The sequence below is a fragment of the Roseovarius indicus genome (genome assembly GCF_008728195.1).
Lineage (GTDB): Bacteria > Pseudomonadota > Alphaproteobacteria > Rhodobacterales > Rhodobacteraceae > Roseovarius > Roseovarius indicus.
Map to the genome: position 1 here is coordinate 395,956 of NZ_CP031598.1, position 20,961 is coordinate 416,916.

At 64.0% G+C, this 20,961-nt stretch carries 21 protein-coding genes; 11 read left to right on the forward strand and 10 right to left on the reverse strand.

Features of this window, described 5'->3' with window-relative positions; all coding sequences use genetic code 11:
* Window positions 1–3 precede the first annotated feature (3 nt).
* Genes RIdsm_RS01945 through RIdsm_RS01955 form a run of 3 tightly spaced genes read right to left on the reverse strand, consistent with a single transcriptional unit; the run spans window position 4 to window position 2,087 of the window.
* Window positions 4–636 (reverse strand): ribonuclease HII, encoded by a 633-nt coding sequence (locus tag RIdsm_RS01945; protein ID WP_057816288.1) that lies wholly within the window; start codon window positions 634–636, stop codon window positions 4–6.
* 46 nt (window positions 637–682) lie between these two features.
* Complete coding sequence (locus RIdsm_RS01950; RefSeq protein ID WP_057816287.1) at window positions 683–1,288, reverse strand: MlaC/ttg2D family ABC transporter substrate-binding protein; 606 nt, start codon at window positions 1,286–1,288, stop codon at window positions 683–685.
* Complete coding sequence (locus RIdsm_RS01955; protein ID WP_235607896.1) at window positions 1,278–2,087, reverse strand: MlaA family lipoprotein; 810 nt, start codon at window positions 2,085–2,087, stop codon at window positions 1,278–1,280. The genes RIdsm_RS01950 and RIdsm_RS01955 overlap by 11 nt, the downstream gene beginning before the upstream one ends.
* A 168-nt stretch (window positions 2,088–2,255) precedes the next feature.
* Here RIdsm_RS01955 and RIdsm_RS01960 point away from each other — a divergent pair, with 168 nt between their 5' ends.
* The 6 genes from RIdsm_RS01960 (at window position 2,256) to RIdsm_RS01985 (ending at window position 8,185) form a co-directional block, all read left to right on the forward strand.
* Window positions 2,256–3,995: a type I secretion system permease/ATPase gene (locus tag RIdsm_RS01960; RefSeq protein ID WP_057816285.1), complete on the forward strand. Its 1,740-nt coding sequence runs from the start codon at window positions 2,256–2,258 to the stop codon at window positions 3,993–3,995.
* Window positions 3,992–5,299 carry an HlyD family type I secretion periplasmic adaptor subunit gene (locus RIdsm_RS01965; protein WP_057816284.1) on the forward strand — a complete coding sequence of 436 codons (1,308 nt, stop codon included), beginning with the start codon at window positions 3,992–3,994 and terminating at the stop codon, window positions 5,297–5,299. Before RIdsm_RS01960 ends, RIdsm_RS01965 begins: the two co-directional genes overlap by 4 nt.
* A 122-nt stretch (window positions 5,300–5,421) precedes the next feature.
* Complete coding sequence (locus tag RIdsm_RS01970; RefSeq protein ID WP_074940370.1) at window positions 5,422–5,883, forward strand: RidA family protein; 462 nt, start codon at window positions 5,422–5,424, stop codon at window positions 5,881–5,883.
* Window positions 5,880–6,647: a glycerophosphodiester phosphodiesterase family protein gene (locus RIdsm_RS01975; protein ID WP_057816282.1), complete on the forward strand. Its 768-nt coding sequence runs from the start codon at window positions 5,880–5,882 to the stop codon at window positions 6,645–6,647. The genes RIdsm_RS01970 and RIdsm_RS01975 overlap by 4 nt, the downstream gene beginning before the upstream one ends.
* Window positions 6,648–6,704: 57 nt before the next feature.
* Window positions 6,705–7,892 (forward strand): GNAT family N-acetyltransferase, encoded by a 1,188-nt coding sequence (locus tag RIdsm_RS01980; RefSeq protein ID WP_057816281.1) that lies wholly within the window; start codon window positions 6,705–6,707, stop codon window positions 7,890–7,892.
* Window positions 7,889–8,185: a 4a-hydroxytetrahydrobiopterin dehydratase gene (locus RIdsm_RS01985; RefSeq protein WP_057816280.1), complete on the forward strand. Its 297-nt coding sequence runs from the start codon at window positions 7,889–7,891 to the stop codon at window positions 8,183–8,185. Before RIdsm_RS01980 ends, RIdsm_RS01985 begins: the two co-directional genes overlap by 4 nt.
* Window positions 8,186–8,232: 47 nt before the next feature.
* Here RIdsm_RS01985 and RIdsm_RS01990 read toward each other — a convergent pair whose 3' ends face one another.
* The 7 genes from RIdsm_RS01990 to RIdsm_RS02020 all read right to left on the reverse strand — a co-directional run bounded on the left by RIdsm_RS01990 (window position 8,233) and on the right by RIdsm_RS02020 (window position 15,285).
* Complete coding sequence (locus RIdsm_RS01990; protein ID WP_057816279.1) at window positions 8,233–9,729, reverse strand: phosphomannomutase/phosphoglucomutase; 1,497 nt, start codon at window positions 9,727–9,729, stop codon at window positions 8,233–8,235.
* Window positions 9,730–9,750: 21 nt separating this feature from the next.
* The gene (gene kdsA / locus RIdsm_RS01995) at window positions 9,751–10,584 is read right to left on the reverse strand and encodes a 3-deoxy-8-phosphooctulonate synthase (protein WP_057816278.1); all 834 of its coding nucleotides are present in this window, start codon (window positions 10,582–10,584) and stop codon (window positions 9,751–9,753) included.
* A gap of 3 nt (window positions 10,585–10,587) precedes the next feature.
* On the reverse strand, window positions 10,588–12,273 hold the full coding sequence (locus RIdsm_RS02000; RefSeq protein WP_057816277.1) for a KpsE/RkpR family capsule polysaccharide export protein: 1,686 nt from the start codon (window positions 12,271–12,273) through the stop codon (window positions 10,588–10,590).
* On the reverse strand, window positions 12,251–12,910 hold the full coding sequence (locus RIdsm_RS02005; RefSeq protein ID WP_057816276.1) for an ABC transporter ATP-binding protein: 660 nt from the start codon (window positions 12,908–12,910) through the stop codon (window positions 12,251–12,253). Before RIdsm_RS02005 ends, RIdsm_RS02000 begins: the two co-directional genes overlap by 23 nt.
* Window positions 12,911–13,137: 227 nt before the next feature.
* On the reverse strand, window positions 13,138–14,166 hold the full coding sequence (locus RIdsm_RS02010; protein ID WP_057816275.1) for a permease: 1,029 nt from the start codon (window positions 14,164–14,166) through the stop codon (window positions 13,138–13,140).
* On the reverse strand, window positions 14,159–14,500 hold the full coding sequence (locus RIdsm_RS02015; RefSeq protein ID WP_057816274.1) for an ArsR/SmtB family transcription factor: 342 nt from the start codon (window positions 14,498–14,500) through the stop codon (window positions 14,159–14,161). The genes RIdsm_RS02010 and RIdsm_RS02015 overlap by 8 nt, the downstream gene beginning before the upstream one ends.
* A 95-nt stretch (window positions 14,501–14,595) precedes the next feature.
* Window positions 14,596–15,285 carry a FadR/GntR family transcriptional regulator gene (locus RIdsm_RS02020; RefSeq protein ID WP_057816273.1) on the reverse strand — a complete coding sequence of 230 codons (690 nt, stop codon included), beginning with the start codon at window positions 15,283–15,285 and terminating at the stop codon, window positions 14,596–14,598.
* 390 nt (window positions 15,286–15,675) lie between these two features.
* On the opposite strand from RIdsm_RS02020, the gene RIdsm_RS02025 reads away from it, so the two are divergent.
* The 5 genes from RIdsm_RS02025 to RIdsm_RS02045 all read left to right on the forward strand — a co-directional run bounded on the left by RIdsm_RS02025 (window position 15,676) and on the right by RIdsm_RS02045 (window position 20,959).
* The gene (locus tag RIdsm_RS02025; RefSeq protein ID WP_057816272.1) at window positions 15,676–17,145 is read left to right on the forward strand and encodes a glutamine synthetase family protein; all 1,470 of its coding nucleotides are present in this window, start codon (window positions 15,676–15,678) and stop codon (window positions 17,143–17,145) included.
* Window positions 17,146–17,240: 95 nt separating this feature from the next.
* Window positions 17,241–18,176, forward strand: a complete 936-nt coding sequence (locus tag RIdsm_RS02030; protein ID WP_057816271.1) for a class II glutamine amidotransferase domain-containing protein — start codon at window positions 17,241–17,243, stop codon at window positions 18,174–18,176.
* Window positions 18,164–19,033, forward strand: a complete 870-nt coding sequence (locus RIdsm_RS02035) for a GltB/FmdC/FwdC-like GXGXG domain-containing protein (protein ID WP_057816270.1) — start codon at window positions 18,164–18,166, stop codon at window positions 19,031–19,033. Before RIdsm_RS02030 ends, RIdsm_RS02035 begins: the two co-directional genes overlap by 13 nt.
* Before the next feature lie 71 nt (window positions 19,034–19,104).
* Window positions 19,105–20,469: an FMN-binding glutamate synthase family protein gene (locus RIdsm_RS02040; protein WP_057816269.1), complete on the forward strand. Its 1,365-nt coding sequence runs from the start codon at window positions 19,105–19,107 to the stop codon at window positions 20,467–20,469.
* A 76-nt stretch (window positions 20,470–20,545) separates the two neighbouring features.
* Window positions 20,546–20,959 (forward strand): hypothetical protein, encoded by a 414-nt coding sequence (locus RIdsm_RS02045; RefSeq protein WP_057816268.1) that lies wholly within the window; start codon window positions 20,546–20,548, stop codon window positions 20,957–20,959.
* The last annotated feature ends 2 nt before the right edge of the window (window positions 20,960–20,961 follow it).

A 20,961-nucleotide genomic window follows, 5' to 3' on the forward strand; every position in this document is an offset into this window, starting at 1 on the left:
GAATCAGTGGGTTACTGATTTATCTTGATACAAGATATTGTGTACTGGTTTGAACGAACGTCTATGGTGTGGGGTGACACCGAGATTTTGAAGGGCGGCCATGTGGCTTTTCGAGCCATAGCCCGCGTTTGTCTCCCAACCGTAGCCGGGAAACTGTTGCGCCAAATCCCACATGATGCGGTCGCGCCTGATTTTCGCCACAATCGACGCGGCAGCAATTGACGCACAAAGGCTGTCGCCCTTGATCACCGCCCGCGCCGGCCCGGCACAGTTTCGGGGAATCATGTTGCCGTCGATCAGCGCCATGCAGGCCGGCTTGCTCAACCCCGCGAGCGCCCGCTCCATCGCCAGGTGCGCGGCCCGCAGGATGTTGATTTCGTCGATCTCCTCGACGCTGGCATGGGCCACCGAGACCTCGGCACATGCCATGATCTCGTCATGCAGCGCGGCCCGACGCATCGCGCTCAACTTCTTGGAATCGTTCAGGCCTTCGGGAACGCAATCGGGCTCCAGCACCACGGCACAGGCCGTCACCGGGCCCGCCAGCGGCCCCCGCCCCACCTCGTCGACCCCGGCCACGCGCAGCGCGCCCTGGCTCAGCAGGTCAAGTTCCATAAGGTAGGTGGGCCCGGTCATGCCTCTGGAAATCACGTTGGCGGGTTGCACGGGGTGGCCGGCGTGGTCAGCCGGCGCTGCGGAGGTCCTGGATCAGGGCGTCGATATTGCCACGGCGGGCATCGAGCATGGCGCCAATCTCGGTGCGTTCGCTCAGACGGAGGCTGACGCCCTCGATCAGCATGTCGAAGAACAGGTCACGCCCCGAGCGGTCGGAGACCAGGAAACGCACCTCGAAGGGCGCCTCGCCGCGCAGGTAGACGGTGGAGATGACCTCGTGCCACGACTTCACCTGGCGCACGCCCTGCACCTCGATCCGGCCGCCGACGAACTGGCGGAACTGCTTGCCGTACTTGCGGGCGATGTAGCCGCGGAAGGCATCGGTGAAGGCACGCATCTGGGCTGCGCTGGCGCGGCGCGAATCGGCGCCGAGCGTGGATTGCGCGATGATGTTCACATCGGCGTAGCGGGCGAAGATGCTCTCGAAATCCTGTATCATGCCGCCGAGCGACTTGCCCGAGGCGATGACGCGGTTGATCTCGGCCACGACCTTGTCGATGAGCGCCCTGGCCGTGGCATCGTTCAGCGCCATTGCCGGCAGGGGCAGGGCGAGCGCCGTGGTGGTGGCGAGGCCGGCCCCGAGAAGGCGGCGGCGGGTGAAATTACTCGGCATAGGGATCGTCATAGGGGTCCTCATAAGTCGCGCCATACGGATCTTCGTAGGGATCAACATAGGCGTCGCCCTCGCTTCCGCCCAGTTTGAACCTGCGATTCTGAAGATAAAGTGAGCGTGCCTGCGCGTAACTGTCGGCGCTGTCGTAAAGGACACCATCGATCGAATCGCCATAGCGGCCCCGCTGGGTGAGCGTGGCCGAGACGCTGGCCGAGGGCGGGATGTAGGATTCGGGCGATTCCAGCACGTAGCGCAGCGGATTGGTGAACAGGTCGACCCAGCGGCCGGCATAGGCGCGCTCGGTCGAGGGGCCGAAGATCGGCGTTTCGACATAAGCGCCCTCGCGCACGCCCCATACGGCGAGGGTTTCGCCGAAATCAGCTTCCGTCGCCGCGGGCATGTTCAGCTCGGTCGCCGGATCGAAGAAGCCGCCCAGCCCGAACGTGGTGTTCACGAGGAATCGGTAGGTGTCTTCCGTGGCTCCACGCATGTTGCCCTGAAGGATGTTGTTCACCACCGCCTGCGGGATCGACAGGTTGGCCGAAAAACGCGAGACCGCGGTCTCGATGTCGTCGGGCATGAAGGCGCTGTAGCCCCGGCTGACTGGCCGGATCACCGAGCGGTCGAGGTTCTTGTTGAACTCGTGGACCGAGCGATTGCGCTTTTCATACGGATCCCACGGCTCACCCGGCGGGTGGTTCGGGCCCGGGGCGGAGCAAGCCGCCAGCCCCGCCGCCAGCACTGCTCCGAGCGCAGCGCGTAAGACGCGGGTGGATGTAAGCGAGGTCAGGTAGGTCAAGAAGCAGCCGCCACGATGTTAATAAAACCGTACATAAACTATAGGATCATTCTGCCCAGAAGTCGCCCCGTCAGATCGACACAGATGTGGCGCTTTGGCGACAGTAGGTCTATGGCAGGATGAGGGTAATTTGCAACCTCGGCCGGTAACAAGAAGAACCATGATTTCATGACCAATCAATCTCAGGATGTGCGGCGTGGCCGGGCGGAACTTCGGGCCGCACGACGCGAGAGCCGGGGCCTCTACTGGTTCGTTGGGCTGTTCAGCTTTTTCGTGAACCTTCTGATGCTGACCGGGCCGCTTTACATGTTGCAGGTCTATGACCGGGTTCTGGGCAGCCGGTCGGTCGAGACGCTCATCGCGCTGTCGGTGCTGGTTCTGTTTCTTTTCAGCATGATGGGCCTGCTCGACTACGCCCGTGGCCGGATCATGGGGCGCGTTGCGGCGCGGTTTCAGGCCCGGCTCGACCGTCGGGTGTTCGATGCGGTGATCCGCAAATCGGCTATCGCACCGGATGCCAACAGTGCCACCGGCCTGCGCGATCTGGAGTCGGTACAGCGGCTGATGTCGTCGCCAGTGCTGATGTCGCTCTTCGACATCCCCTGGACGCCTTTTTTCCTTGCCGGTATCTGGATCTTTCACCCGTGGCTGGGCACGCTGGCCATCGTCGGCGGAGCCGTGCTCATTCTCATCACCGTGCTCAACCAGCGGATGACGAGCGAGCCGCTGCAGGAGGCCAATCGCTCGGTCGTGCAGGCCGAACAGATGGCGGAACAGATTCGCACCGAGTCGGAAATGGTGCAGGCGATGGGAATGCGCGATGCCGCCTTCGGCCGCTGGCAGGAGATGCGGTCGAAAGCCCTCAGGGGGCAGATCGCCGCATCTGACCTTGGCGGCACCTTCACCACCTCGACCCGCGCGTTTCGGCTGTTCCTGCAGTCGGCGATGCTGGGCGTCGGGGCCTTCCTGGTGCTGCGGGGCGAACTGACGCCGGGGGCGATGATAGCCGGGTCGATCCTGATGGGCCGTGCGCTGGCGCCGGTCGAGCAGGCGATCACCCAATGGCCGATGGTGCAACGGGCGAAACGCGGCTGGGAAAGCCTCGAGGAGCTTCTGTCGGCTGTCCCGCCAGAGGCGCCGAAGACGCCGCTGCCGCGCCCCGCGGCGCGGCTGGACGTTCAGCGAATGACGGTCGCGCCACCGGGCGAGACGCAGCCTTCGCTGCGCGGCATCAGCTTTTCGGTGCAGCCGGGGCAGGCGGTGGGCGTGATCGGGCCCTCGGGGGCGGGCAAGTCGTCGCTGGCCCGGGCATTGACGGGGGTGTGGCGGCCGGCGGGTGGGTCGATCCGGCTCGACGGGGCAGCGCTCGATCAGTACGAGCCGGCGATGCTGGGCCGGCATGTCGGCTATCTGCCACAGCGGGTGCAGCTGTTCGACGGCACGATCACCGAGAATATCGCGCGTCTGGCGGACGAGCCCGACGCGGCGCAGGTGGTGGCCGCCGCGAAGATGGCCGATGCACACGAGATGATCCTGAAGCTGCCGCAAGGCTATGACACGCGCGTGACCGCGGCCAGTGCCCGACTCTCGGGCGGGCAGATGCAGCGGATCGGGTTGGCGCGGGCGATGTATGGCGACCCGGTGATCCTTGTGCTCGACGAGCCGAATTCGAACCTCGACAACGAGGGGAACGCGGCGGTGAATGCCGCGATCAAGCGGTTCAAGGCGCAGGAACGCTCGGTGCTGGTCATGGCGCACAGGCCGGCCGCGATCCAGGAATGCGACCAGATCCTCATGCTGGATGGCGGGCTGGTGCGCGCCTTCGGGCCCAAGGACGAAGTGCTGAAACAGGTGGTGCAGAACCATGAGCAGATTGCCAAGGCGCGCGGCGGCGGAGGTGTGCAATGAGCTCGGCTGACAGCGGCCGGTGGTCCGTGCGCGGGCCGATGACGGTGGGGCTGATCGGTCTGTTGCTGCTCGTGGGGGGCTTCGGCACCTGGGCATCGATCACCACGATTTCAGGGGCGATCATCGCGCCCGGGCGGATCGAGGTGGATCAGAACCGACAGGTCGTGCAGCACCCTGACGGCGGCGTCGTGGCCGCGATCGAGGTGGACGAGGGCGACGTGGTCGAGGCAGGAGACGTGCTGATCCGGCTCGACGAGACGGCGCTGGCCTCGCAACTGGCGATCACCGAAAACGAACTCTTCGAACTGATGGCGCGGCGGGGCCGGCTGGAGGCCGAGCGCGACGAAGCCGGGGAGATCAGTTTCGATCCGCTGCTGGTCGAGGTGGCGGCGGAGCGGCCGGATATGGCCGGGCTGATGCAGGGCCAGAAACGGCTGATGGAGGCGCGGGCCGACTCAATCGCGCAGGAGATCGATCAGCTGGAAAAGCGGCGCGGGCAGATCGCCAACCAGATCGAGGGCATCACCGCCCAGGAAGAGGCGCTCGAGCGGCAGCTCGAGCTGATCGGCAGCGAGCTGGAGGATCAGCAATCGCTGCTCGACCGCGGACTGGCGCAGGCCGCGCGGGTGCTGGGCCTGCAAAGGGAACAGGCGCGACTGAGCGGGCAGGTGGGCGAACTGGCGGCGTCGAAGGCGCAGGCCGCCGGCCGGATCACCGAGATCGAGGTCGAGATCCTGAAACTGGGCTCGCGCAGGCGGGAAGAGGCGATCACCAACCTGCGTGATATCCAGTACCGGGAACTCGAGCTGCTGGAAGAGCGCCGGGCGCTCATCGAACAGCTCAACCGGCTTGATATCCGCGCGCCCGTTGGCGGGGTGGTCTATGGCCTGACGGTGTTCGCCCTGCGCGCCGTGGTGCGGCCGGCCGACCCGCTTCTATACGTGATCCCGCAGGACAAGCCGCTGATCATCAACGCCGAGATCGATCCAATCCATATCGACAAGCTGTTCGTCGGGCAGGATGTGGTGCTGCGGTTCCCGGCGCTCGACCAGCGGACAACGCCCGAACTGACCGGGACGGTCATGCAGATCTCGGCCGATGCGTTCCAGGAACAGGAGACGCGGCGAAGCTTCTACCGGGCCGAAATCACGTTGAGCGAGGGGGAGCAGGCGAAGCTGCCCGAAGGCGTGACGCTTATCCCGGGTATGCCGGTGGAGGCCTTCGTGCGCACAGCCGACCGCACGCCGATTGCGTACCTCGTGAAGCCGCTGACGGATTACTTCACCAAGGCGTTCCGGGAATAGGGCCCAGCCCCGGCCAGGTAACCGGCTGACAGCGAAATCCGGCACCCCCGCACAATACGGGTTTTCAACCCAGCCCCGCCCGAGTAGCGTCCGCCGCGACAGACCAGATGTTGGAGGACACGATGGGTGAGTTCGAGAAAAAGCTGGCCGAAATGGGCGTGAGCCTGCCCGACGCGCCGGCCCCGGCGGCGAATTACGTGCCTTACGTGCAGGTGGGCGATACGCTCTACGTCTCGGGCCAGATCCCCAAGGTGGGCGATACGCTGGTCAAGGGCAAGCTGGGTGACGACATGGATACCGTGAGCGGCGCCGAGGCGGCGAAGGTCTGTGCCATCGCGCTTCTGGCGCAGGTCAAGGCGGCCTGTGGCGGCGACCTGGACAAGCTGAAGAAGGTGGTGAAGCTGACCGGCTTCGTCAACTCGACGCCCGACTATGACGAACAGCCGATGGTGGTGAACGGCGCGTCGGATTTCATGGCCGAGGCGCTGGGCGAGGCAGGGCGGCATTCCCGCTCGGCGGTGTCGGCCGCGTCGCTGCCGTTCGGCGTGGCGGTCGAGATCGAAGGCATCTTCCAGATCGGATGAGCCAGCTTCCGGAAGATTTCCTGCGGCGGCCCATCGCGCACCGTGCGCTGCATGACGTGGCGGACGGGCGGCCGGAGAATTCGCGCGCCGCGATCGCGGCGGCGATCGAGGCGGGGTACGGCATCGAGATCGACCTGCAGCTTAGCCGCGATGGCCGGGCGATGGTGTTTCACGATTATGACCTCGGGCGGCTGACCGGCGACAAGGGCCCGATCCGCCAACGCGAGGCGGCGGAGCTGGCGCAGATCGGCCTGCTGGGCGGGCACGAGGGCGTACCGAGCTTCGCCGAGGTGCTGGAGCTGGTCGACGGCCGGGCGCCTTTGCTGGTCGAACTGAAGGATCAGCACGGGCAGATGGGCGTGACCGACGATGCGCTGGAACAGGCCGCGGCAGCGGATCTGGCGGGGTACAACGGCCCCCTGGCGCTGATGTCGTTCAACCCCAACATGGTGGGTCGGATGGCCGAATTGGCCCCGGCGTGGCCGCGCGGGATTGTCACCTGCGGCTACGAGGCCGAGGATTGGCCGCTTCTGAAGGAAGCGACGCGTGATCATCTGCGGGATATCCCCGATTACGACGATGCCGGGTGCAGCTTCATCAGCCATCATGCCACCGACCTTGGCCGCGACCGTGTGGCCGAGCTGAATGCGGGTGGCGCGGCGGTGCTGTGCTGGACGATCCGGTCGCCCGAAGCGGAGGCAGAGGCGCGCAAGGTTGCCCAGAACATCACCTTCGAGGGGTACCTCGCGGCCATTCCCGCTTGAACTCGGGCCGATCGGGCACAAGTCTAGGCGACAGGATTCAAGCAGGGGCATAGGCCAATGGACGGGCAGGCGGTTACAATCACCGTGCATGACCGGCTTGACCAGATCGGTCAGGCGGATTGGGACGCCTGTGCCTGCCCCGAGGCCAGCGATGGCGGGGCGCCGAATGACCCTTTCACCACCTATCGGTTCTTGAAGGCGCTGGAAGACAGCGGGTCTGTCGGCCGGGGCACGGGTTGGCATCCGCAATACATGTCGGCCGAGGTGAACGGGCAGGTGATTGCCTGTGCGCCGCTTTACGCCAAGACCCACAGCCAGGGCGAATATATCTTCGATTTCAACTGGGCGCATGCCTATGAGCAGGCGGGGGGGCGGTATTACCCCAAGCTTCAGATGGCCGTGCCGTTCACGCCGGTGACGGGCCGGCGGTTGCTGACGCGCCCCGGATACGAGGACGCGGGGCGCGCGGCACTGGTGCACGGGGCGGTGCAGCTGGCTGACCGCAACAGCATCTCGTCGCTGCATATCACCTTCTGCACGGGCGAGGAGACGGAAGCGGGCGAGGCGATGGGGCTGATGCCCCGGGCGTCGCAGCAGTTTCTCTGGCTGAACCGGAGGTACGCGGATTTCGACGATTTCCTTGCCTCGATGTCGTCACGCAAGCGGAAGAACATCCGCAAGGAGCGGCGGGAGGCCAATGATTTCGGCGGCGAAATACGCATGCTGACAGGCGACGATATCGAGCCGCAGCACTGGGATGCGGTCTGGACCTTCTACCAGGATACCGGCGCGCGGAAATGGGGCACGCCGTACCTCACGCGGGAGTTTTTCGATATCGCGCACGAGGTGCTGCGCGACGATATCCTGCTGGTGCTGGCCGAGCGGGAGGGCCGGCCCGTGGCCGGGGCTCTGAACATGATCGGGCGCGATGCGCTTTTCGGGCGGTACTGGGGCTGTGTCGAGCATCACCCCTGCCTGCATTTCGAGCTGTGCTATTACCGTGCGATCGATTTTGCCATCGAGCAGGGGCTCGCGCGCGTCGAGGCGGGCGCGCAGGGCGAGCACAAGCTGGCCCGCGGATACCTGCCGGCGGAGACACATTCCTTGCACTGGGTGCGCGATGCGGGTTTCGCCGAGGCGATTGAGCATTATCTAAAGGCGGAGAGGAACGCGGTGAATGAGGATATAGAAATCCTCACCAGTTATGGCCCGTTCCGGAAGGACAATAGAGAGGAACGCCAGTGACCGAGAAACTCAGCGATACCGCCCGCAAGACCACGCTGGAGCCGCTGCTCGAAGCCGGTTGGGAGCTTGATGACGGGCGCGATGCGATCAGCAAAAAGTATGAATTCGAGAATTTCGTCGAGGCGTTTGGCTTCATGACGAAATGCGCGATCTGGGCGGAGAAATGGAATCACCACCCGGAGTGGTCGAACGTCTACAAGACGGTGAATGTCACGCTGACCACGCATGACGTGGACGGTTTGAGTTCGCTTGACGTGAAGCTGGCCCGGAAAATGGATGGGCTGGCCGAGTAACGTTTGAACGCGCCTCGGGCCTGACCCGGGGCGCGTTTCATCTGCGATCAGATCTTCTGGTCGTATTCGCCCACGGAAGGCTCGGTGCGGATCACCGTGTCGAGTTCTTCGAAGATGGCGCGCATTTCGGCGTCGCTGTCGGAGCTCTCGCAGACCACCACCAGGTTCGGCGTGTTGGAGCTGGCCCGCACCAGCCCCCAGCTGCCGTTGTCGAGGATGACGCGGGCGCCGTTGACGGTGACCACTTCCTTGATCTTGCGGCCAGCGAAGGTTTCGTCATCTTCGGCCTTGGCGACGAGTTTCTCGACGACGCGGTCGAGCACGTCGTATTTCTCGGTGTCCGAACAGTAGGGCGACATGGTGGGGGTCGACCAGGTTTGCGGCAGGGCGCGGCGCAGGTCGGACATGGACATCTCGGGGTTGCGGTCCATCAGCTTGCAGATCTCGACGGCGACGCGCATGCCGCAGTCGTAGCCGCGGCCGACGGGTTCGGCGAGGAAGTAGTGGCCGGATTTCTCGAAGCCGGCGAGGGCGCCAATTTCCTTGACCCGCCGCTTCATGTGGCTGTGGCCGGTTTTCCAGTAATCGGCGGTGACGCCGTTCTTCTGCAGCTCGGGATCCGAGGCGAAGAGGCCGGTCGATTTCACGTCGGCCACGAAGGTGGAGTTCGGGTAGATCTTCGACAGGTCGCGGGCCATGATCACGCCGACCTTGTCGGCGAAGATCTCCTCGCCCTCGTCGTCGACGACCCCGCAGCGGTCGCCGTCGCCGTCGAAGCCGAGCGCCAGATCGGCGCCGGAGGCGCGCACGGCATCGGCCATGTCGTGCAGCATTTCCATCGCTTCGGGGTTCGGGTTGTAGTTGGGGAAGGTATAGTCGAGTTCGGTGTGGAGCGGCACGACCTCGACGCCAAGACGCTCGAAAAGCTCGGGCGCGATGGCCGAGGCGGTGCCGTTGCCGGTGGCGCAGACGACCTTGAGCTTGCGGGACATGCGGAAATCGCCGATCAGGTCGTCGAGATAGGCCTCGCGCACGCCATCGACGAACTCGTAGCCGCCGCCGTCGCGTTTCTCGCCTTCGCCATTGAGGACGATATCGCGCAGCTCGCCCATTTCATCCGGTCCGTGGGTGAGGGGCCGGTCGAAGCCCATTTTCACGCCGGTCCAGCCGTTGGGGTTGTGGCTGGCCGTGACCATGGCGACCGCCGGCACGTCGAGGTGGAACTGCGAGAAATAGGCCATGGGCGAGAGGGCCGGGCCGATATCCTTGACCTGGATGCCGGCCTGCATGAGGCCGACGATCAGGGCGTTCTTGATCGAGAGCGAATAGTCGCGATAGTCGTTGCCGACGGCAATCACCGGCGCGATGCCGCGCTTGTGCATCTGGGTGCCAAGGCCGAGGCCGAGAGCGGTCATGCCGGGCAGGTTGATCTCGTCAGGGTATTTCCAGCGTGCGTCGTACTCGCGAAAGCCGGTGGGCTTGATCATCGGATCGCGCAGGAAAGACCACGTATTGGGGGTGACGTCGGGCAGCGGTTTGGTCACGGGTGGAGATCCTTCTGAAAGTCAGAGGCTGAGCGGGTTTTCCTTGGCCAGCCTGTCGAATTGCATGAGCGTGGAAATCAGCGCAGGCATCTGCGCGAGGGGGATCATGTTCGGCCCGTCGGAGGGGGCGGTGTCGGGGTCTTCATGGGTTTCTATGAACACGGCGGCCACCCCGATTGCAACCGCCGCCCGCGCCATGACCGGCGCGAATTCGCGCTGTCCGCCGGAGGAGCCACCGAGGCCGCCTGGCTGTTGCACGGAATGGGTGGCGTCCATCACCACCGGGTAGCCGGTCTGCGCCATCTGCGGGAGCGAGCGCATGTCGGCGACAAGCGCGTTGTAGCCGAAGGTGGTGCCGCGTTCGGTGAGCATAAGCCGGGTGTTGCCGGTGCTTTCCAGCTTGGAGATGACACCGGCCATGTCCCACGGGGCAAGGAACTGCCCCTTCTTGACGTTGATCGCCGCGCCGGTTTCGCCGGCGGCGAGCAGCAGGTCGGTCTGGCGGCAGAGGAAGGCCGGGATTTGCAGCACGTCGCAGACCGCCGCCACGGGGGCGCATTGGTCGGGCAGGTGCACGTCGGTCAGCACCGGCAGGCCGAGCGTGTCCTTGACCGATTGCATGACCTTCAGCCCCTCGTCGATACCAAGCCCGCGCTTGCCCGACATGGAGGAGCGGTTGGCCTTGTCGAAGGAGCCCTTGAAGATGAACTGGGCGCCGGCGGCCTTGCAGGCTTCGGCCATCTTCCCGGCGATCATCTGGGCGTGGTCTGTGCTTTCAAGCTGACAAGGGCCGGCGATGACCGTCAGGGGGCGGTCATTGCCGATCGTGAGGTCGGAAATTGTGACATGCGTCATGGGTTAGGACGATACCTGCTCTCTCAGAATGGACGCGGTGAGCGACACCATGAGGTAGATACCGGCAAAAATCAGGAACGCAACGATCGTGTTCTCGAAGGCCCGCGGATAGGAGGGATCCTGCGAAGCGACGGGCGTGACGCTGACCGTGAGGTAGCGGACCTGCTTGTTCGCCTCGATCTCCGAGGCGCGCTTGGCCTCGAGCGCCGATTGCAGCACCAGGTCGGCAGTGGCGAGGTCGGCCTGCGCCATCTGAATCTCTGCGGCCTGTGAGGCGAGCGAGGCCGAATTCTCGGTCGCATCGGTCAGGCGGGCGTTCTGCTTGGCAAGCTCGCGTTGCAGCACCTCGATCTGGCTGCGCAGCGCCTCGACCTTGGCGGCGTTGGGGCGGGAGTTGTTGAGCTGGGTGTTGAGGGCCAGCTCCTTCTCCTGCAGCTGCAGTTCGACGTTCTGGATCAAGGCGCGGATGTTGGCGACCTCGCCCTCGGGGTCGAGGATCGACCCCTCCTGCAGGGTGACCAGCCGTTCCTGTGCGGCGCGGCGTTCGGCCTTGGCATCGTCAAGGCTGGCCACGGCGGTCTTCACCGCGTCCTGCCGTTTTTCCTGGCTCAGGTGGTCGACGCGTTCCTCGGCATATTCGATGAGCTTCTGCGAGAACTGCTGGCTGACTTCGGGGTCGGCCGTCGACAGCTCCATCCGGATGACGCCTTCGGTCGGGTCGTAACCGAGCTTCACGTATTTCTTGTAGATGCTGTAGGCGGCCTCGTTCGTGGCGTCGGGATCGAGCCGCTGGATCGGGTCGATCCAAGGTTGGCTGAAATGCTCGCGAAAGCCCACGTCCTGATCGAGGCGCAGCATGGCGTCTTTCGATTGCAGGTAGGATTGGGTCGCGATGGAGTCCTGACCGGTGGCGAAGGCGGTGCCGCTGAAGAGGCCCGAGGCGGGCGACGACCCGGCGGAGCCGTCGGCTGTAAGGATCAGGAATTCGGACTTGGTGGAATACATCGGCGTGGCGATGCTGAAATAGTAGTAGCCCACAATGAACGTCGGCAACAGGACGAATGCCAGCAACCGCGACATGAGCAGCGCGAGCTTGCGCCGCCTGCGTCGGCCGATGTCGCGCTGGATCTGCATGATCTCGGAGGCTCGCCGATCGGCCGGACTGACCTCTGTCGAGGGGAGGTAGGTCTGTCCCGTGGGCACCGTCTGGGGCAGCTGGATACGCCCCTCGCCGGTTTCGGCGGGCTGGGTGTTGTTCGTGGTGACCAACTCGAGGATGTTCGAGCGCTGGAACGGGTCGATGCCCTTGGCGCGCAGCAGGCGGACGGCGTCGAAATCCGAGGTGGGCGCCAGCCCGTGTTTCTGGGCCATGCGGCGGGCCATGCGCAGCTGGCGGCCGGTCAGACCCTCGTTGCGGATGGCGTCGATGTCTCTCGATGCGCCCATCTCCGAGGCGCTCGAGACCATGCCCGCGCGGGTCTCGGTCTCAGTCTCAGTCTCAGGGTCGTATGCGGCCGAAGCAGGCTCGGACGTGTACGAAGAACTCGAGCCCGAGGATTGCGGCCCCGGATACTGCTGATCTTGCCGCGGGTCTTCCGACGGCGTTTGCGCGGTGTCCGACACCGGGCCCGGCTGGCTGGCCGGCGTGCGGCGGATGCGGAACTTCCTAGCCTTGGGTTTCGTAGTCATAAAGCTGTCTTGCCTCTTCCAAGGTATCGAACATGTGAAGCTGGCCGTTCTTCAGAACGGCCGCGGAGCGCGCGAACTTCTCGAGCGTCTGCGGCTGGTGCGAGACGATCACGACGGTCGTCGTCGCCAGCCGCTCTTTCAGGATCTCGCCGGCCTTGCGGTTGAACTCGACATCCGTCGAGCTGGGCATGCCTTCGTCGATCAGGTACATATCGAAGTCGAGCGCCAGCATGAGCGCGAAGGTGAAGCGCGCGCGCATTCCCGACGAGTAGGTGCCCAAGGGTTGGTCGAAATACTCGCCCAGCCCGCAAAGCCAGCGGCAGAACGCCTCGACGTAATCGGGGTCGAGCCCGTAGAGCCGCGCGATGTAGCGGGAGTTTTCCATCGCCGAGACCTTGGTGATGACACCGCCCATGAAGCCCAGCGGAAAGCTGATGCGGCAGCCACGGCGGATTTCGCCCTCGTCGGGTTTTTCGAGCCCGGCCATCATCTTGATCAGGGTGGTCTTGCCGGTACCGTTGGGCGCGAGGATGCCGAGACTGCGGCCAAGCTCGACGCGGAAAGACACACGGTCAAGAATGACCTTGCGCTGACTTCCCGTCCAGAAAGACTTGCTCACATTTTCGAATTCGAGCATCCAATGGCTCCGGTGCTGCTCTGACGGCCCTCTTGTCGTAACGGGGCTTCGTTAAGGCCTTATACGCCAACGTCGTTCTTCAGTATGTCCGATTTCGGGTGAATGTTTCAATAAATCGTGGCCATTTTAAGCCATGCTGCGTCAAAAATGACGGGTCCGCCCCCGGTTTTGTTTCCATTGTGGAACTGTTTTGGCCGGGAGCGGTGATTTTGCCGGGGCGCCAGCGGTCAGGCGATGGCCTGCCAGGCGAGCCCCGCGAGGACGGCGCCGGTGATTGCAAGGCCCAGGTAGGCCGCGAAAACCCGGGGTTTGACGAGGGCCCAGACGGCGATGGCAGCGGGGATGGAACTGACGCCGCCGGCGATGACGAAGCTCATGGCGGCGCCGTTGCTCATGCCCTGGGCCAGCAGCGCGTCGACCAGCGGCACGGCGGCATAGCCGTTGAGATAGGCCGGGGCGCCGACGAGCGCGCCGAGGAGGATGGTGCCGAGGCCGTCGCCGCCTAGCAGGCCGGCGATCGCGTCGGCGGGGATGTATTCCAGCATCAGGGCTTCGATGACATAGGCGAGCGCCAGCCATTTCAGCAGGAAGACCGCGTTGTCGAGGGCGCTGGCCTTGAAGGCGTCGGCGCGCTCGGTGTCTTGCCAGAAACGCCAGACGGGTTTGCCCTCGAAGGGTTTCTTCACGCCGCAGCACCCGCCGACCTGGGGCTTGTCGCGCAGCGGCTCGGTGAAGACCGCCGAGCGGGCGGCGGCCATGGTGACGAACCCGCCGAAGAGGCCGAGGCCAATGGCGGCGAGGGTCTTAGCGACGGCGAAATCCCAGCCGAGCGTGCCTGAGGTGATGAGGAACATCGCCGGGTCCATGATGGGCGAGGCGAGCCAGAAAGCCATGACGGCGCCAAGCGGCGCGCCGAGGGCGAGCATGGCGGCGATGAAGGGGATGACCTCGCAGGAGCAGAAGGGAGAGAGGCCGCCGAGGAGGGCGGCGAGGACGATCATGCGTGTCTGGCGGCCTTCGAAAGCTTTCGCCAGCAACGTCTCGGCGCCGGTGGCCTTCATGAAGGCCACGGCGAGCACGGCGAAGGCGATGAAGGGCGCGGTGTGCCAGAGGGCGTTGGCGGCGAAGGCGAGGGTGGGACGGAATTGGATGGGGTCGAAGAAGGCTGTCAGCGCGAGGATGACGCCGAGGGCGAGCCAGGCCTTGTCGGTCTTCTGCCACCAGAGGCGGGCGGCCGGGAGGGAGATGTCAGTCATGGGCGTGATCCGCGGGGTTGGGGCTGTCGGCGCAGCATTCGCGCAGCAGGAAATCGGAGAGGGCGCGCAGTTCGTCATAGGCGACGGCGGCGCAGATGATGCTTCGGCCCTGCTTTTCCTGGGTAACGAGGCCGGCCTGGGCGAGAATTTTCATGTGGTGGGTGAGCGTCGAGCCGGTGACGCCGGTGCGTTGGCCCAGCTCGCCGATGGTCAGGCCGTCGGTGCCGGCGCGGACGAGGCTGCGCAGGACGGCGAGGCGCTGTTCGCTGCCGAGCGCGGCGAAGGTGGAGGCGGCGAGGGCGAGGTCGTGATCGGAGATGGGTGACTGTTTCATGATTCTAGAATGATCGAAATATTTGCGCGCCGGCAAGCGTTATTTCGATATTTGTCGAACTGTCCGCTCGTCACGCCCTTGCAGGCGTGCCTCGCTCAGGTCTCGGAGGCGCGGGTCAGCGACAGGCGCGCGGTTTCGAGATGTTCCTTCATGATGTTCGCCGCGCGCTCGGGTTCCCGCGTGCGGATGGCGTTCATGATCTGACGGTGCTGGACGTTGTAGGTGCGGATGGTTTGGGCATCGAGCGTCAGATGGCGCATCCGGGTCCAGTCATCCTCGCTCCGGACATTGCCGATCTGGTCGATGATCCAGATCAGCAGGCCGTTGCGCGTCGAATCGACAAGCGCGCGGTGAAACTCGGTATCGGCCTCGGAGAAGGCGACCGGGTCTTCGGTGCACTCCTCCATCCGGGTGCAGAGCTCTTCCATGCGGTCGAAATCGGTGTGCCGGCCATGCAGCACGGCGAGGCGGCAGACATGCGGTTCCAGCGCGAATCGGGTGTCCATCAGTTCGAGCGGGGTGGCGTTCTCGATGGCGTCCGTGGTCGAGCGATCTGGTTTGTGAACCACATATGTACCGCTGCCGGCGCGAATCTCGACATAGCCTTCCTGTTCAAGCCGGGTCAGCGCCTTGCGGATCGTGCCCCGTGCGGCACCATAGGTTTCCGCCAGGACTCGCTCCGGCGGCAGGCGGTCGTGCAGCTGCAGATTTCCCTTTGAAATCTCGCGCCTTACCAGTGCCGCGATGTCGGCTGCTCCCAGTTTCTGATCGCTCGATGCACTCATACACGCCCTCCCTCGAATGGTCCAAAGTTATACCAAAACGATGAAATTTCCAGCATAAACTTACCTATTGGATCAAAAGTGGTTGACTTTTGGCCGACGCAGCGGAAAGCTTTATTCACGCGGTAAACCTCCGCGCCGGACGTGTCGCGGACGGTAACACTTTTGTTTGGGAGTGCTCCATGGCGGCACATCTGGAACAAACGAATGCTCGGGTCATGCACCCATCTTTACATGCGATGCGCGTCGCAGGGAAGCTGCGCACCTTTCTCGATCTCCGGGGCATGGACCGGACATGACAGGATTGGTTCACGCAACTTAAGGGCCAAAACGCCGCCGAATGGCATCAGACCAGAGGTGGCACAACCATCAGGGAGCAAGAAAGTGGCTGAAATGGATATTGAAAAGTTCGTCGAGGCGCCGGGCCGCGACGAAAAGATCAAGGAAGTTCGGAAGAAGATCGACGAGCTGGGTATCGAATATCTCTACCTGCAGTTTGTCTCTGTCACCGGCAAGATCATGGGCAAGGGGATCCCGGCCGATCACTGGGAACAGGTCGCCAAGAAGGGCTTCCAGCTCGTCTACGGCGCGACGATGAACCTCTTCCTGAACCGGGCGGGCGACTACTTGGGCTATGGCCCGGAAGCGGCCGAGCTGGTCGGTATTCCCGAGCCGGAAACCTTCATGCAGCTGCCCTGGGCGCCGGAAATCGGCCGGTTCTACTGCACGCTGTTCCGCAACCGAGAGGAAAAGGTTGATCCGGGTGCATACCTGACGTCGGATTGCCGCGGCAACCTGCGCCGTCTGCACGAGGAATTCACCAAGAAGCACGGCACCAAGCTGCGGATCGGCACCGAGCCCGAGATGATGTGGCTGAAGTTCGACGAGAACGGCAAGCCGAAGGACGGCTATTCCAAGCCCTATTGCTATCACATCGACCAGTTCGAGAGCCTGCGGCCGGTGTCGCTCCAGGTGATCCGCTATGCCCGCAAGATGGGCCTCGACATGATCCAGGGCGACCACGAGGACGCGCCCGGTCAGCTCGAGCTCAACTGGATGTTCGACGACGTGTTGCGCAATGCCGACCGTCTGACCACCTATCGCCAGATCTGCGCCCAGGTGGCGCGCGAGAACGGCATTTTCGCCTGCTTCATGACCAAGCCCTTCATGGGGGTTTCGGCCAGCGGCTGTCACCACAACATGAGCCTGTGGCGCGGTGGCGAGGACGAGTTCGTCAAGTGCGGCAACAACCCCGACGACCTGCCGGGGATGGCCGACAACTACATGTACGTGAAAGGCGGCGAGAACACCTTCATGCCCGACACCGACGACCCGCAGATGCCGGGCACCGAAGGTCTGAAGGCGATCGGCGGCGTGGTGCATCACCTGCAGGCGCTCACCGCGATCGGCTGTTCGACGGTGAACTCCTACCGCCGGCTGTGGGACACGGGCTTCTGGGCGCCGGTCTTCTCTGACTGGGGCTTCCAGAACCGGACGACCGGCCTGCGGGTTTCGGCGCCCGGCCGCTTCGAGTACCGTTCGGTCGACTCGATGGTGAACCCCTACCTGATGGGCTCGACCCTGCTGGCGGCGATGGATGACGGGCTGGAGAACAGCCTCGACCCGGGCAAGCCGGAAGAGCGCAACATCTACGAGGCGATGGAGCAAGGCAAGGAAGTGAAGAAGCTTCCGATGAGCCTTGGCGAGGCGCTCGACAAGCTTGCGGCGAGCGATGTCGTCCAGCGCGGTCTGCCGGGCGAGATGTACCGTCTCTACGACGAGTACAAGCGCGACGAGTTCGCCCGCTTCATGTCGACCGTCACCGAGTGGGACAACGAAATGTACATGGAATGTCTGCCCTGAGGCATTCCATCCTCAAGGCGGCAGGTGACCCTCTTGCCTGCCGCCTTTCTTGAACAGCAACGCGACAACCAGACAACCAAAGGAGGCGCATCCAGATGTGCGGAATTGCTGGATTGATCCACAAGGGCAAGAGCGCAAACGTCGGGTCGGAAATGACCCTGATGTTGCAGGCCCTGAAACACCGAGGACCGGACAGCACCGGGTATGCGGTCTACGGCGAGCCGAAGGAAGGCGAGTATATCATGCGCCTCAAGGTCGCCGAGGCCGAAGACCGGGCGCGCGGCCACAGCGTGCACAAGCTGATTTCCGACCGCATCGCCGCGGTCGACGAAATCCTGGGCGAGCATGACGTGACCGTGAAATCGAAGAACGCGGTGACCGAATACGCCCTGCGTTACGTGCTGAGTGATATCGACGACACCGGCAAGCTGGCCGGCCGCCTCGAGGAGATCGAGGGCGTCGAGATCCTGTCCTTCGGCAACGGGCTCGAACTGATCAAGGACCTGGGCGACGCCACCGTGGTTTCGAACCAATACGGCCTGAACGAGTTCAAGGGCACGCACGGCATCGGCCACACGCGGATGGCGACAGAGTCGGATGTCGACATCAAGTCGGCGCACCCCTACTGGGCCTTCCCCTATAACGACGTGAGCGTCGTCCATAACGGGCAGATCACCAACTACTGGATCATGCGCCGCGAGATGGAACGCAAGGGCCATCGTTTCATGTCGAACTGCGACAGCGAGCTGCTGGCGGTCTACACGGCCCACAACCTTGCCAATGGCGTGTCGCTCGAGGACAGCCTGAAGCAGTCGATCCAGGAGATCGACGGCGTCTTCACTTACCTCGTGGCGACCAAGGACCAGCTGGGCATGGCCAAGGATACGATGGCCGCCAAACCGCTGGTTCTGTACGAATCCGATGATCTGATCGCGATGGCCTCGGAAGAGGTGGCGATCCGGGCAATCCTTCCCGAAGAGATCGATACGACAGACCCTTATGACGAGGAGGTTCGGGTATGGCAGGCGTAACCGACGAAGAACTCAAGCAGATGACCCAGGAAGAGCGGGTCACCGCTCTGGGGATGCGCACCGAACAGCTGACGGGCAAGTCGCTCTATGTCGAATTCGACCCCGATGCCGAGGAACGCTTTACCTACCCCTGGGCGCCAGATGTCGACTTCAACAAGCGCACCGAGCTTGATACCGACAAGATGACCACGACCGAGGTGAACAGCTCCATCCGCGAGCTGATGCGCGAGGGCTATGGCACGATCGTGCTGCAGAACCCGCGCGGCAAGCACAGCCTTGGCGTCGGTATCCTGAGCCGGCTCAACCTGATCATCGAGGGCTCCTGCGGGTATTTCGGCGTGGGCCTCATCGACGGGCCGAACGTGCGGATCACCGGCCGGGTCGGCTGGTCCTGCGGTGAGAACATGATGGCGGGCACCATCGTCATCGAGAAGAACGCAGGCTCGACTTTCGGCGCGGCGATGCGCGGCGGCGATCTTGTCTGCCGCGGCTCGGTGGGTTCGCGCACGGGGATCGATCAGAAGGGCGGCACGATCATCGTCGGTGGCGACACCGGCGCACTGTCGGGCTTCATGATGCAACGCGGGCGGATGGTTGTCTGCGGCAATGCCGGAAAGAACCTCGGCGACTCGATGTATGACGGCACGATCTACGTGGGCGGCGAAATCAAGTCGCTCGGCGTCGATGCCGTCGAGGCCGAGCTGACCGATCTCGACAAGAAGTGGCTGACACGCAAGCTCACGCAGTACGGGCTGATGCCCGACAAGGGCGTCGATCACTTCACCAAGGTCGTGGCCGGCAAGCAGCTGTGGAACTACGACAACCTCGAACCGACCGAGAAGAAATTGATCCTGTAAAAGGGTGGGTTGGCACCCACCCTACGGGGTCGGGGGCGCCAACCGCCGCACACGGATAAGGAGACACGACAATGGCTGACGGCGATCTGCCACAGAAAAAGCCCCTGGGCCGCGACAATTACCGGCTGGGCGACAGCTTCATCTTCCCGCCCAACGTGATGGACGACATCCACATCAAGTCCGAGCTTGGCCGCTACCGGATGCGGGGGTTCTCGCTGTTCAAGAAAATCCCGCACTGGGATGACCTGACCTTCCTTCCCGGCACGCTGACGCGGTTCGTGATCGAGGGCTACCGCGAGAAATGCGAGACCAAGACGGTGATCGGCCCGCGCGCCAAGAAGCCGCTGGAGCTGGATATTCCGGTCTATATCACCGGCATGTCCTTCGGCGCGCTCAGCTACGAGGCGAAAACCGCGCTGGCACGGGGCGCCACGATGGCGGGCACGGCGACCTGCTCGGGCGAGGGCGGCATGATCCCCGATGAGCGGCGCTACAGCTCGAAATGGTTCTACCAGTGCATCCAGTCGCGCTATGGCTTCAACCCGAACCACCTGATCCTCGCCGATGGCTGCGAGTTCTTCATCGGGCAGGGCTGTAAAGTCGGCCTTGGCGGCCACCTGATGGGTCAGAAAGTGACCGACCAGGTTGCCGAGATGCGCTCGCTGCCCGCCGGCATCGACCAGCGCTCACCCGCCCGTCACCCCGACTGGCTCGGCCCGGATGACCTTGCACTGAAGATCCAGGAGATCCGCGAGGCGACCGACTGGCAGATCCCGATCCAGCTCAAGCTGGGCGCGGCGCGGGTCTATGACGACGTGCGCATGGCGGTGAAGTGTGACCCCGACAGCATCTATATCGACGGGATGGAAGGCGGCACCGGCGCCGGCCCGCACCTTGCCACCGAGGATACCGGCGTGCCGGGCATGGCCGCCATCCGCCAGGCGCGGAAGGCGATCGACGACCTTGGCAAGCGCGGCGAGATCAGCCTTGTCTATGCGGGCGGCATCCGCAATGGCGCCGACGTGGCGAAAGCCATCGCGCTGGGCGCCGACGCCATCGCCATCGGCCACTCGGCGATGATGGCGCTGAACTGCAACAAGGACATCCCCGAGGCCAACTATCCCGAAGAGATCGGCGCGGAGCCCGGTTACTGCTACCACTGCCACACGGGCCGCTGCCCGGTCGGCGTGGCGACGCAGGACCCCAAGCTGCGCGAACGGCTTGATCCGGATGCGGCGGCGGAACGTGTCTACAACTTCCTCCACACGCTCACCATCGAGGCGCAGCTCTTCGCCCGCGCCTGTGGCAAGACCTACATCCACTCGCTGGAGCCCGAGGATATTGCCGCGCTGACGATGGAAGCCTCGGCCATGGCCGGTGTGCCGCTTGCGGGCACCAACCATACCGTGGGCGTCGAGGATTATCACCACTTCTAAGCGGTGGGTTGTCACCCACCCTACGGCTTGACCGTGGGGTGGGCGGACCCCACCTTTCCGACAAGGAGAGACACAAATGGCTGGAACACAGTACCGCGGCTCGGAGATCACCGATGTCGACCAGTTCCTGAAAGACGCCGACGGGCTTGGCTCGGAGCGCGAGAAGGAAATCGGCCAGCATATCGGCTATCGCTACGACGTGAACCTGGTGCCGGATTACGACCGGATCACCCCTTATCTTCAGAAATACATGGAGGTCATGGGCTGGGACGACCTGAACTGGCTGGAAGACGTGCACATGGGCTATGAAGAAGGCGCCCCTGCCGTGTTCGACCGGAACAACAATGGCTGGATCCGCGTGCCCGACACGCTCGATCTGCCCGACAACCAGCAGGATCGGGACATGATCGCGCGCGAGCTTCTTCTGAAGTTCCAGATGTCCGACCGGCACCCGCTGGTGGCGCTGCGCAAGGCTTACATGAAGTTCTGAAG